Below are 12669 nucleotides of genomic sequence, written 5' to 3'. Positions count from 1 at the left end.
TGCTGCCGTTGCTGCTGCAACGGTTCGAGATCTCCGACCTGACGCTGCTGCGGCCCCGCATCCATGTCAGCCTGAAGCCGGACGGCCAGAGCAACTGGACGCCCTTCATCCAGACCATCGCGCGCACCATGAAGCCCGGGGCCGAGAACCAGGTCTCGTTCTCCGAAATCCGGATCCAGGACGGCGTGCTCGACTACGAGGACGCCGCCACGCACGGCACCGAGAAGTTCGAGGACATCGACCTGTCCCTGGCCTGGCCTTCGATCTCGCGCTCCTTCGCCGCGACCGGACAGTTCGACTGGCGCGGCGAGCGTGTCGACGGCTCGATCAGCTTTTCCGATTTCGTCGCCGCCCTCTCCGGCGAGCGCTCGGGGTTGAAGGCGCGGATCGCCAGCGCGCCGCTCAAGCTCGCCTTCGACGGCAGCGTCGCCAACCGCACCAGCCCGATGATGGAGGGCACGTTGACGATCGACAGCCCCTCCTTGCGCAACGCGCTGCGCTGGACCGGGCAGCCACAGCCCGCCAGCGGCGGCTTCGGCCGCTTCGTGCTGAAGGCGCGCGCCAACGTCGTCGGCGCCTCGATCGCGCTCACCAACGTCAATGTCGAGCTCGACGGCAATGCCGCCGAGGGCGTCATGACCTACGCCAATAACGGCCGGCAGACGCTGCAGGCGACGCTTGCCGCCGACGCGCTCGACTTCACGCCTTATATCTCCACCTTCCGCCTGCTCGCGAGCGGCGCGCGGGACTGGAACAGGCAGCTGTTCGATCTCAACGGATTGTCGACGACCGACCTCGACATGCGCCTGTCGGCAGCAAAGCTGACGGTGGGGCCGACCAGGCTCGGCCGCACCGCGATCGGCGCCAATTTGCGCAACGGCACGCTGGCGCTCTCGGTCGGCGAGGCGCAGGTCTATGGCGGCATCGCCAAGGGCTCGTTCGGCATCGCGCGCTCCGACACCGTCGCCGACATCAAGGCGCAATTCCAGTTCACCGACGTCGATCTCCAGGCCTGCGCCACCGAACTGTTCGGCCTCAGCAAGCTATCCGGTCGCGGCAACATCAACGTGTCGCTCTTCGCCTCGGGCTCGAGCCCGTTCGGCCTCGTGCAGTCGCTCGACGGCAGCGCCACCGTCACCGGCCATGACGGCGCGATCTCGGGCTTCAATGCCGAGCAGCTGCTGAAGCGCCTGGAGCGGCGGCCGCTGTCCGGCGGCGGCAATTTCCGCAACGGTTCGACGCCGTACAACAATCTCACCATCGCCGTGAAATTCTCCGATGGGGTCGCGACCGCCGAAGACATCCGTGTCGAAGGGCCGGCGGCGAAGATTACGCTCACCGGCACCGCCTCGGTGCCGACGCGCGAATACGACATGAAGGGCGTGGCGAGCCTCAACAGCACGTCGGGATTCGAATTGCCATTCGTGGTGCAGGGCCCCTGGGACGATCCCCTGATCTTCCCCGATCCGGAAAGCCTGATCCGCCGCTCGCCGGCCTCCGCGCCGCTGCTCGACATGCTGAAGGATCGCAAGGGGGGCGACGCCGTGCGCTCCGCGATCGAGCGCATCACCGGCAGCGGAAAGCGTCCTCCACCGGCGGAATCGCCGACGGCGGAGAACGCCAAAGAGAACGCGAAGGAAAACGCCAAATCCAACTAGGCTGATCAACGCAGCCTTCGCGGATTTCGGTAGCCCGAGCTCAACAAGCTCGACATGCCAGCGACTTGCCAAATCCAAATCGAGCAGTGCGGCCGATTGCATCCCGGAGGTGGCGTTAAGCGGCCGATTGCGTCGTCGAAATCCAGGCCTTGTCCCCCTGCAGCACTGCTCCTCCACCGATCTTCGATCCGGCCGCGACCTTGAGAGCGCCGCTTCCTCCCAGTTCGCGAGCCAACACCTCGCGGTCACAGGCGTCCTCCCACAGCGAAACGGTAATGGCTGCGACGCAGTTGCTGATCATGCTGGTCAGCGCCCGCGCTTCCGACATGAAACGGTCGATGCCGACAAGCAGCGCCACGCCGGTCACGGGCAGATCCGGCATGACGGAGAGGGTCGCGACAAGCGCCACGAAGCCGCTGCCGGTGACGCCAGCCGCGCCTTTGGACGTCAGCAGCATCAGTCCGAGCATCGCCGCAATCTGCCCCCACGACAGGTGGATGTCGCAGGCCTGCGCGATGAAGATGGAGGCCAGGGTGAGATAGATGGCGCTGCCGTCCAGATTGAAGGAATAGCCCATCGGCAACACGAGGCCGGACACGCCTTTCCGGCATCCGAGCTGCTCCAGCTTGCGCAGCGCTCCCGGCAGCGCCGGTTCCGACGATGATGTGCCGAGCACGATCAGCAGCTCTTCCTTGAAGTAGCGAATGGTCTTCCACAGGCTGAAGCCGTTCAGCCGCGCCAGCGTGCCGAGCACGACGACCACGAAGACGGAGCAGGCGATATAGAATGTCAGGATCAGCAGTCCGAGCGAGCCGATCGATCGAATGCCGTAGCGGCCCACGGTGAACGCCATGGCGCCAAAGGCGCCGAGCGGAGCGAGCTTCATGACGAAGCCAAAGGACACAAACAGGACCTGAGAGAAGGAATCGACCGCCTTCGTAACCACCGCGCCCCCATCGCCGGCACGGCTCAGGCCAAAGGCGATCAGGATGGAGACCAGCAGGACCGGCAGCACTTCGCCGTCGGCAAACGCGCCAAAGAAGGAATGCGGGATGATGTGCAGCATGAAGTCCGCAAATCCGGTCGCACTCGCCTGCTTGGTGAATTTCGCGGCCACCGACGGATCCAGCGTGCTGACGGACACATGCATGCCGACGCCCGGCTGGATCAGCAACACGGCGACCAGCCCGGCCAGCAGTGCGAGCACGGTCAGCAGGTAGAACAGCGCCATGGATTTCACCAGCGTGCGGCCGACCTCGCGGGAATCGCTGATGCTGTTGATGCCGCTGACGATGGTGCAGAACACGATCGGCGCGATCATCATCTTGACCAGCTTCACGAAGCCGTCGCCGAAGGGCTTCAGCGCGGCACCGAACTCAGGCCAGAGATGGCCGGTGAGGACGCCCAACATGAGACCGATCAGCACCTGGACGTAGAGGATCCGGTAGAATGGCTTTCGCGTCTCACTGTTCACGGGCCCGACCAGCGCTTGCTTCTGCATTCTCGTTTCTCCCATGGCTCTGATTTTTCATGGCTCTGATTTTTGAAGGCTTTGAAAGCGGTCCGGCTTCAGGCTGCCAGGACTGAATGAGGGACGTGCGATCGACGGGCGAAGACATGGCCCTCGAGAATTCGCCGGGCTGTCCGCTGCACCCGGGCAACCGGGCCGGGCTCCAGCCGAACCACGAGCTGGCCGGAGGGATGGGCGAGCGTGATCGGCACCGGAGGTGCAAGCAATCCAACCATCTCTGCGGCGATCGTCCCGGGCGTCACACAGGCGGTCGCGATCGCGACGGCACCGGTCACCGCCAGCGCGCTATGGCAGTCGTGCGGCATGAAGTACCTGACGTTCAACGCCGCCCCGCTTGCAGGCGCGATCAGAACCGGCTTCGGAATCACCATTGACGCGGAATCCGGAAAACCCATCCGGCGTCCAGCCTCGATGCGCAAATGTTCGAGCCGCCCGCGGAAGGCGCCGTCGGCGAAGGCCGGAGGGGCCTCGCGGCCGGTCCATCCGAGATCTGCCGCGCGGACCAGCATGACGGGCATGGCTGCGTCGATGCAGGTCACGTCGATCCCTCCGATACGGTCGACCGGACGTCCTGTCGGCAACAGGCGACCGGTGCGTGCGCCGGCCGCGTTGGGGAACGACAGTTCGATGGGCGCGGCCGTTCCCGGTACCCCGTCGATCCGCGCCCCGCCCTCATAGGTCACCCGTCCTCCGGGAGTGGCGACCGTCGCATCGATCAGCTTACCGGTGTTGACGTTATGGATACGCACATGGGTGCGATCTGCGGTAGCGGCGACCAGGCCAGCTTCGATTGCGAACGGCCCGACCGCCGCCAGCATGTTTCCGCAGTTCGGCGAGGTATCGACAATCCCTTCGCGAACGCGCACCTGGGCAAACAGGTAGTCGACATCGGCGTCGGGCACCGTTGCCGGTCCGATGATCGCGACCTTGTTGATCACGGCATTGCCGCCGCCGATTCCATCGATTCCGAGATCGTGCCCACCTCCCATTACCGACAACAGGACCGCGTCGCGCGCGTTGGGATCGGCAGGAAGGTCGCGAGCCAGGAAAAACGGTCCGCGCGAGGTCCCACCGCGCATGACCACACAGGGAATGGCAATCTGATCGTTCATGATGTTCTTCCGTTCGGCGACATGCTCGCCTGAACCAGAGCATCCTCCCTCCGAACTCTTTTGTGAAATGCAAATATCTGAGGTATTATTTCGTCAATCGACATAATGGAGCCTTGCCATGAACGCAGAACTGCTCGACCTCAAGGCGTTCATCACCGTCGCGGAGATGGGCAGCTTCGTCCGGACCGCGAAGGCGCTCAATCTGTCCCAGCCGGCGCTCAGCCGGCGCATTCAGAAGCTGGAGGAAAGTCTCGGAGCGCCGCTGCTCGAACGGTCCACGCGCCACGTCAATCTCACCATGACGGGCCGCGACTTCCTGCCGAAGGTCCGCCGTCTCATCGACGAGTTTGAGACCTCGGTGCTCGCCATCCATGATATCGGCGCGCGAAGTTCGGGTTTGGTCTCCGTGGCTGCGGTGCCGACAGCGGTGTTCTATTTTCTTCCGCGAGCGATCGGCCGGTTCGCCGAAGCGTATCCGCGCATCCGCATCCGCATTCTGGATATCGGCGCCAATGAGGGGTTGGAAGCGGTTGCGCGCGGAGAAGCCGACTTCGGCATCAATTTCATCGGCGCTTCGCATGCCGAAATCGAATTCGAGAAATTGGTTGAGGACCCGTTCGTCCTGGCCTGCCGTCATGACCATCCGCTGGCTTCGCGCAAGCAGGTGAGCTGGTCGGAGATCGTGTCGCACCGGGTCATCACCGTCGGTCGCAACAGCGGCAATCGCGCGTTGATCGACAATGCGCTGGCGCGGCAGGGCCTGCAGCTGAACTGGTCTTATGAAGTCGCCCACCTCTCCGGCTCGCTTGGCCTGGTCGAAGAGGGATTGGGCATCGCTGTGCTGCCGAGGCTCGCGACGCCCGCCGCCGGTCATCCGATCATTCACACCGTTCGGCTGATCGAGCCGGAAGTGTCGCGGACGATCGGAATCGTGCGCAGGCGCGGGGCGACGCTATCGCCGCATGCCAGCCAGTTTTTGAAGATGCTCCTCGAGGCATGGCGCTCTCCTTCTCGAGCCAGCGGGCATGGCAAGCCGCGGCCCCGATCCGCTGAGGCAAGTTCGAACACGATATCGACGGGTCTAAAGCGGAAGCGCTGACGGCTCGCCCGAGCGGGACGAGACCGTTCCCCAAACTGGAGTTCCTCGGAAGGCGCGAATTGATCAGGGCGAATTGATGCGGTGATTGGATCGATGCACGCGTTAAGGATCTCCGCAAGGCCCATCCCCGCGACCTATGTCTGACAACATGCCGCTAGATCGAGCTAACGCCATGCGCTAGTGTTTTATACGACCGGTTAAAAACACCGGCCGTTTGAGGGAGAAAAACGTGAAATCCAAGGTTATTGGCGCAGTATCACTGGCGGTCGCTGCGGCCGGGCTGTTTGCAGCCGCTGCACCCGCATTTGCGCAGCAGAAGACGATCACGGTCTGGTGGGGCAAGGGCTTCTATCGCTCCGAAGACGACGCACTGATCGAGACGATCAAGAAGTTCGAAGCCAAGACCGGCATCAAGGTCGAATTGTCGCAATACGCGATCCAGGACATGATTCCGAAGACGGTCGCCGCGCTCGATGCCGGCACCGTGCCCGATGTCGCCTATTCCGACTCTTATGACGTCCAGGCGCAGGGCAAGTGGGCCTATGAAGGCAAGCTCGAGGATCTCTCCGACGTGATGGAGCCGATCAAGGGCCGGTTCGTGCAGAACACGCTGGATGCGTCGATCCTCTATAACGACGTCACCAAGAAGAAGGCCTATTACGGCTTCCCGCTGAAGCAGCAGAGCATGCACGTCCAGATCTGGAACGACATGCTGGAGAAGTCCGGCTTCAAGCTCGCCGATATCCCGAACGACTGGACGGGCTACTGGACGTTCTGGTGCGACAAGGTGCAGCCGGGGATCCGCAAGGCCACCGGCCAGCGCATCTATGCCGTCGGCCAGCCGATGGGCGTGGAATCCACCGACGCCTTCCAGTCGTTCTACACCTTCATGGACGCCTACCACGTCAAGCTGGTCGACGACGACGGCAAGCTCACGGTCGACGATCCCACGGTTCGCGAGAACCTGATCAAGGCGATGAAGGATTACACCGACACCTACATCAAGGGTTGCACGCCGCCATCCTCCACGACCTGGAAGGATCCCGACAACAACGTCGCGTTCCACAACAAGACCATCGTGATGACCCACAATTTCACGATCTCGATCGCCGCGAAGTGGTTCGAGGACTCCCAGAACCAGGCGCTCACGCCCGAACAGCGCGAAGCCGGCAAGAAGGCCTACGAGCAGGACATCGTGACGGCGTCCTTCCCGAAGGCGCCGGATGGTTCGACCATCCGCTACCGCTCCGACGTCAAGACCGGACTGGTCTTCACCGCGGCCAAGAACAAGGCAGAGGCCAAGCAGTTCATCAGCTTCCTGCTCCAGGAAGAGAACGTCCGCCCCTACATCGAGGGCGCGCTCGGCCGCTGGTTCCCGGTGACGAAGGAAAGCCAGGAAAGCCCGTTCTGGCAGGCTGACAAGCACCGCAAGGCCGTCTACACGCAGTTCAAGGGCGGCACCGCGGCGTTCGACTTCACCAAAAACTGGAAGTTCACGATCCTCAACAACGAGAACGTGTGGGCGAAGGCGATGAATCGCGTCGTCAGCGAGAAGGTTCCGGTCGACAAGGCCGTCGACGAACTGATCGCCCGCATCAAGCAGGTCGCGGGCTAAATCATCCTGCCTCTCCCCGCCTCGCGGGGAGAGGTGCTAGAACAACACCGGCCGCGTTTCGCGGCCGGCATCTCTTTGAAGAGTCCGAAAAGAATGGCGATCACGCTCTCTGGCGATCAGGCACTCCCCGGCCCGCCCCTGTCGTCGCGGCTGACCCCGCCGCAGGTCTGGGGCATCGTGCTGCTTGCGCCCTATCTGCTCGTTTTCCTTGCCTTCGTGGTCTACCCCGTCGGCTACGGGCTGTGGCTGGCGCGGGCCCCGTCGAATTATGTCGCGCTCTACAACGATCCGATCTTCGCGCGCGCCGCGGTCAACACGCTGATCTTCCTGGTCATCGGCATCAACATCAAGATGCTGATCGCGCTGTTCCTGTCCGGCTTCTTCGCGGTGCAGCGCCCCTGGATCAAATGGCTCTCGGTGATCTTCATCCTGCCCTGGGCGGTGCCGTCGATCCCGACCATCCTGTCGGTTCGGTTCATGCTCAATCCCGAATGGGGCATGGTCAATCACCTCATCTTCTCCCTGACCGGCGATGACGGCCCGAACTGGCTCAACGACCCCACCGTGGCGCTCAGCATGGCGATCGCGGTGCACATCTGGAAGTCGCTGCCGTTCTGGACGCTGATCCTGATCACCGGCCGCCTTGCGATCTCGCACGATCTGTTCGAGGCCGCCGAGGTCGACGGTGCGAGCTGGTGGCAGAAATTCCGCTACATCACCTGGCCGTCGATGCAGACGCTCTACGTCACCTGCACGCTGCTCTCGATGATCTGGACGCTCGGCGACTTCAACAGCGTCTATCTGCTCACCGGCGGTGGCCCGGCCGACCTCACGCATGTGCTGTCGACCCTCGGCATCCGCTATCTCCGGCTCGACCAGCTCAGCCTGGCCATGGCATCGATCGTCTGCGCAATGCCGTTCGTCCTGCCGCTCGTGTACTTCATGATGAAACGGTTGTCGCGATGAAGCTCCCCACCCTGCGCGAAGTCGCAACCGAAGCGCGGTTGCTGCTGATCGGCATTCCCGTCTTCCTCTGGACGATGATTCCGATCTACCACATGTTCCTGTTCGCGATCTCGCCGAAGGAGGACGCATTCTCCGGCAAGCTGTGGCCGGACCATCCGACGCTGCACAACTTCGAAATCGTGTTCAAGCAACAGCACTACTTCCTGCGCGACTTCTACATACAGTTCTGGAACTCGCTGGTGATCGCGGCATCCGTCGGCGTGCTGACGCTGTTCATCGCGACCGCCGCGGCATTCTCGATCTCGCGGCTGAAGGTGCCCGGCGGGCGGGTCGTGATGAATCTCGCGCTGTTCACCTATTTCATCCCGGCGGCGTTCCTTGCCGTGCCGATGTACCGCACCATGGGCAATTACGGCCTGCTCAACAATCACTGGTCGCTGATCCTGGCGATGGTGACCATCGCCAGCCCTTACGCGATCTGGGTGCTCAAGCAGGCCTCCGACAAGCTGCCCGTCGAATTGGACGAAGCCGCCGTGATGGACGGTGCGACGACCCTCCAGATCTTCCGTCTGGTCTACCTGCCGCTGATGATGCCCTCGCTGGTCGCGATCGGCACTTATGCGGTGCTGCTGGCCTGGAACGAATATCTCTACGCGTTCCTGCTGCTCTCGAACGACCGCGAGATCACCCTCCCCGTCGCGCTCGGCAACTTCCTCGCCGCCGACGACTCGCCTTGGGAGCTGTTGATGACGACCGGCTTCATCTACGCACTGCCGCCGGCCGCGATCTACTATGCCTTCCGCCGCTACATGGTGGGCGGGCTCACGGCAGGTGCGGTGAAGTCCTGACGCGACAGGACGCAACGGGTCGCCGCAAGCAGGACGTTCGAGCGACAACGTGGACAATTGCGGGTTGTCCACGCCTGCTCTAACCTCCGTGCCCCAATGCAGGGCACGGCATCATGCGCAGCAACGACGCGATCCATCTCGGCCTGATGCTGCTGGCGCTCGCGGCGGCCTATCTGATGCCGTTCGAACTGCTCCTGTTGGCTTATGTCGTGCTCGGCCCGGCGCACTACTTCACCGAGATTTCGTGGCTGCACGACCGCAGCTACTACCTGCCACATCGCGGGATTGCGGCAGCCCTCGCAATCATCGCCGTGGTCGCGGCCCTGATCGACAACGCCTCCTGGTTCGGCTTTGCGATGTGGGGCGCGCTGATCGTCTGCGCCATGCTCGCGGCCACCACCTCGGCGATCGAGAGCATGCTGCTGTTCATGACGGCACTCGCCCTGTCCGCGATCATGTATTCGAGCGGGTCTTCGCTCGCGGTCATCGGCATCCTGATTCCGACCCTGGTCCACGTCTCGCTGTTCACGCTGATCTTCATGGTGCTCGGCGCGCACCGATCCGGCAGCCGCGTCCAGGCTGCGCTGGTGGCTGTCTACCTCGTCGCGATTGCTACGATCCTGCTGCTGCCGCCAACCGCCGAAGTCCGGATCGCAAGCTTTGCCCGGGTTGGACAGGATTATTTCGGCAATGTCGGCCCGGCGCTCAGCCGGCTGTTCGGCGTACCCGGTCTCGTCCTCGACACCAGGCTGACGAGCCTGCTCGCCTTCGTCTATACCTATCATTACCTCAACTGGTTCATCAAAGCCGACGTCATCCGCTGGACCGCAGTCCCGAAGGCGCGGCTGGCGGCGATGGCCGCCGCCAGCGCAGCCTCCACCGCGCTCTACTTCTACGACTACGCGTTCGGTTTCACCTTCCTGCTGGCGCTGAGCCTGATCCATATCCTGCTGGAATTCCCGCTCGACGCCCTGGCGCTGCGGCAACTCGGGGCGGCGGTGCAGGGCGCGGCGCGAGGATGGCACGCTGCACGAACGGCTACAGCGGCGCCGCGCTCTCGCCCTGCGAGCTCGACAGTTTCGAAGCGAGCGAGGCGATCACGATGACCACCGCGATCAGGGCGATCACCAGCGTGCAGATCGCGTTGATCTCCGGCTTCACGCCCAGCCGCACCTCGGAATAGATCCGGATCGGCAAGGTCGCCGACCCCGGCCCGGTCGTGAAGCTCGCGATCACGAGATCGTCCAGCGACAGCGTGAAGGCCAGCATCCAGCCTGCGACGATCGCGGGGGCGATCAACGGCAGCGTCACCGAAAGAAAGGCGCGGACCGGGTCGCAGCCAAGGTCCATCGCCGCCTCCTCCAGCGAACGGTCGAGCGAGCCGAGCCGGGACTGCACGACCACGGCGACGAAACACATCGTCAGCGTGGTATGGGCGATCGTCACCGTCCAGAAGCCGCGCTCGGCGTTCAGCGCGACGAACAACAGCAGCAGCGACAGACCGGTGATCACCTCGGGCATCACCAGCGGCGCGTAGAGCATGCCGGAGAACAGCGTGCGGCCGCGGAAGCGCTCGCCGCGCGACAATGCGACCGCGGCGAGCGTGCCGAGCAGCGTGGCGATGGTCGCGGAGGAGACCGCAACGCGAAAACTCATCCAGGCCGCCTCGATCATGGCGCGGTCGTTGAAGAACTCGTGATACCAGCGCAGCGACCAGCCGCCCCACACCGTCACCAGCCGCGAAGCATTGAAGGAGTAGATGACGAGGATGAGGATCGGCAAGTAAAGGAACGCCAGCCCGAGCGCGAGCGAGGCGATGTTGAAACGGGACAGGCGTGAGACCTTGCGCATGGCGTCAGCGCCCCTGTTCCAGCTGCCGCTTCTGGAGCCGCTCATACAGCAGCAGCGGCATCAGCAGCACCACCAGCAGCACGATGGCCGCGGCAGAGGCGACCGGCCAGTCCTTGTTGGTGAAGAATTCGAGCCACAGGGTCTGGCCGATCATCAGCGAATTGGAGCCGGCCAGAAGGTCCGGGATGACGAATTCGCCGACGATGGGAATGAAGCACAGCAGCACGCCGGCACCGACGCCGGGCAGCGACAGCGGGAAGGTGACGAGCCAGAACACCTGCCACGGTGGCGCGCCGAGATCGCCAGCCGCCTCCTCCAGCGCTGGCTCCATCTTGGCGAGCGTGGCGTAGAGCGGCAGGATCATGAACGGCAGATAGGAATAGACGATGCCGATATACATCGCGCTGTCGGTGGAAAGCCAGACCAGGGGCTGGCTGACCAGGTGTAGCGCCAGCAGGATCTGGTTCAGCAGCCCGTCGTGCTGGAGGATGTTGATCCAGGCATAGATGCGGATCAGGAACGAGGTCCAGAACGGCACGATCACCAGCACCATCGCCACCGCCTGCCAGCTCTTCGGCAGTCGCGCCATGCCGTAGGCGATGGGATAGCCGATCAGCAGCAGCAGCGCAGTCGCGGTCACAGCGACGGTGAGGCTGCGCACATAGGCGAACACATAGATGTCGTCGGAGACGAGCAGCTTGAAATTGTCGATCGACAGTGCGGCAAAGGCCGCCTTGAGCGCGTCCCACCCCGCCATCAGGTCGAACACCGGCTCGTAAGGCGGCTGCGCGATCGCCGTCAGCGACAGGCTGATCTTGAGCACGAACGCGAACGGCACCAGGAAGAACAGCACCATCCAGACATAGGGGGCGATCGCGGCAAAGCGCGCCGGACGCGCGAAGATACGGCGGGAGCTCATGACGGCAGCACCACGCAATCATCGGGCGTGAACCAGGCGACGATTTGCTGGCCCACGCTATAGGCGTCGACGTACAGACGCGCGCTGTTGGAGACGGAGGCCCGTACGATTCCGCCGGTATCGAGCTTCACTTTATAGGTGGTGGTGCCGCCGAGATAGCAGATGTCCGCGATCACACCGTCCAGGCTGTTGATCGTGGTTTCACGACCGGCTTCGCTGACCGGGGCGCGGCGCGACAACTTGATCTTCTCGGGACGAATCGCGATCGAGAATCTTCCCGCGCCGACCGGTTCGCGCGGCTCGGCCACCACCAGCGTACCCGCATCACGCGTACCAATGACCAGACGATGACCGTCGCGCAATCTGGTCTCGCCGTCGAACACATTGACGTCGCCGACGAACTCCGCGATCCAGCGCGAGCGCGGAGCTTCATAGAGCTCGCGGGGGCTCGCGACCTGAGCAAGCCTGCCGGTGTTCATCACTCCGATCCGGCTCGCCATCGTCATGGCTTCCTCCTGGTCGTGGGTGACGACGATGAAGGTCATGCCGAGCCGGCGCTGCAGCTCCATCAGCTCGCCTTGCGTATTCTCGCGCAGCTTCTTGTCGAGCGCCGCGAGCGGCTCGTCGAGCAGCAGCAGTTGCGGGCGGCGCGCCAGTGCGCGGGCAAGCGCGACGCGCTGGCGCTGGCCGCCGGAGAGCTGATCCGGCTTGCGCTTCTCGAGCCCTTCGAGCTTCACCAGGGCGACCATCTCGGCCACACGGCCGGCGATGTCGGCGCGTGCCATGCCGGCGCGCTTCAAGCCGAAGGCGATGTTGTCGCGCACCGACAGATGCGGAAACAACGCGTAATTCTGGAACATCATGTTGATCGGGCGCTCATGCGGCAGCGCCTGCGCGATGTCTTTGTCCCCGAGCAGGATGCGCCCCTCGTCCGGCGCCTCGAAGCCGGCGAGCATGCGCAGCAGCGTGGTCTTGCCGCAGCCGCTCGGGCCGAGCAGCGCGAAGAATTCGCCAGCCTTGATGTCCAGCGAGACGCCATCCACGGCGCGGAAGGTGCCAAAGGTTTTGGC

Annotated in this window: 11 protein-coding genes; 6 read left to right on the top strand and 5 right to left on the bottom strand. The window is 63.7% G+C overall.

What is annotated here, in order from left to right; translation table 11 throughout:
- On the top strand, positions 1-1658 hold a 1658-nt coding region (locus IC66_RS0117070), incomplete at its 5' end, for an AsmA family protein (RefSeq protein ID WP_038948432.1).
- A 115-nt stretch (positions 1659-1773) separates the two neighbouring features.
- On the opposite strand, the gene dctA is transcribed toward IC66_RS0117070, so the two are convergent.
- Positions 1774-3159: a C4-dicarboxylate transporter DctA gene (gene dctA / locus IC66_RS0117065; RefSeq protein ID WP_028140274.1), complete on the bottom strand. Its 1386-nt coding sequence runs from the start codon at positions 3157-3159 to the stop codon at positions 1774-1776.
- Between the two features lie 68 nt (positions 3160-3227).
- A complete protein-coding gene (locus tag IC66_RS0117060; protein WP_028140275.1) occupies positions 3228-4301 on the bottom strand; it encodes a 4-oxalomesaconate tautomerase in 1074 nt (357 codons plus the stop codon).
- Positions 4302-4419: 118 nt separating this feature from the next.
- Between IC66_RS0117060 and IC66_RS0117055 the strand changes: the two genes are divergently transcribed.
- From IC66_RS0117055 to IC66_RS0117035, 5 genes are all read left to right on the top strand, one after another.
- Positions 4420-5400 (top strand): LysR family transcriptional regulator, encoded by a 981-nt coding sequence (locus IC66_RS0117055; RefSeq protein WP_038948430.1) that lies wholly within the window; start codon positions 4420-4422, stop codon positions 5398-5400.
- 229 nt (positions 5401-5629) lie between these two features.
- A complete protein-coding gene (locus tag IC66_RS0117050; RefSeq protein ID WP_028140276.1) occupies positions 5630-7015 on the top strand; it encodes an ABC transporter substrate-binding protein in 1386 nt (461 codons plus the stop codon).
- 93 nt (positions 7016-7108) lie between these two features.
- On the top strand, positions 7109-7981 hold the full coding sequence (locus IC66_RS0117045; RefSeq protein ID WP_028140277.1) for a carbohydrate ABC transporter permease: 873 nt from the start codon (positions 7109-7111) through the stop codon (positions 7979-7981).
- The gene (locus IC66_RS0117040) at positions 7978-8829 is read left to right on the top strand and encodes a carbohydrate ABC transporter permease (RefSeq protein WP_018317827.1); all 852 of its coding nucleotides are present in this window, start codon (positions 7978-7980) and stop codon (positions 8827-8829) included. The genes IC66_RS0117045 and IC66_RS0117040 overlap by 4 nt, the downstream gene beginning before the upstream one ends.
- A gap of 113 nt (positions 8830-8942) precedes the next feature.
- Complete coding sequence (locus tag IC66_RS0117035; protein ID WP_038948428.1) at positions 8943-9935, top strand: hypothetical protein; 993 nt, start codon at positions 8943-8945, stop codon at positions 9933-9935.
- Here the strand turns inward: IC66_RS0117035 and IC66_RS0117030 are convergent.
- The 3 genes from IC66_RS0117030 to IC66_RS0117020 all read right to left on the bottom strand — a co-directional run.
- Positions 9868-10680, bottom strand: coding sequence for an ABC transporter permease (locus tag IC66_RS0117030; protein WP_028140278.1), 813 nt, complete (start codon positions 10678-10680; stop codon positions 9868-9870). The two genes, IC66_RS0117035 and IC66_RS0117030, sit on opposite strands and share 68 nt — an antisense overlap.
- 4 nt (positions 10681-10684) lie before the next feature.
- Entirely contained in the window at positions 10685-11599 is a 915-nt protein-coding gene (locus IC66_RS0117025) for an ABC transporter permease (RefSeq protein ID WP_028140279.1), read from the bottom strand.
- A partial coding sequence (locus IC66_RS0117020; RefSeq protein WP_038948427.1) for an ABC transporter ATP-binding protein occupies positions 11596-12669 on the bottom strand: 1074 nt, incomplete at its 5' end. The genes IC66_RS0117025 and IC66_RS0117020, both read right to left, overlap by 4 nt.

Origin of the sequence: Bradyrhizobium genomosp. III (assembly GCF_000261705.1) — a bacterium.
In the GTDB taxonomy this organism is placed as follows: domain Bacteria; phylum Pseudomonadota; class Alphaproteobacteria; order Rhizobiales; family Xanthobacteraceae; genus Bradyrhizobium; species Bradyrhizobium ottawaense.
The sequence above is the reverse complement of the archived record's forward strand: the minus strand, read 5'-3'. Positions and strand labels throughout refer to the sequence as shown.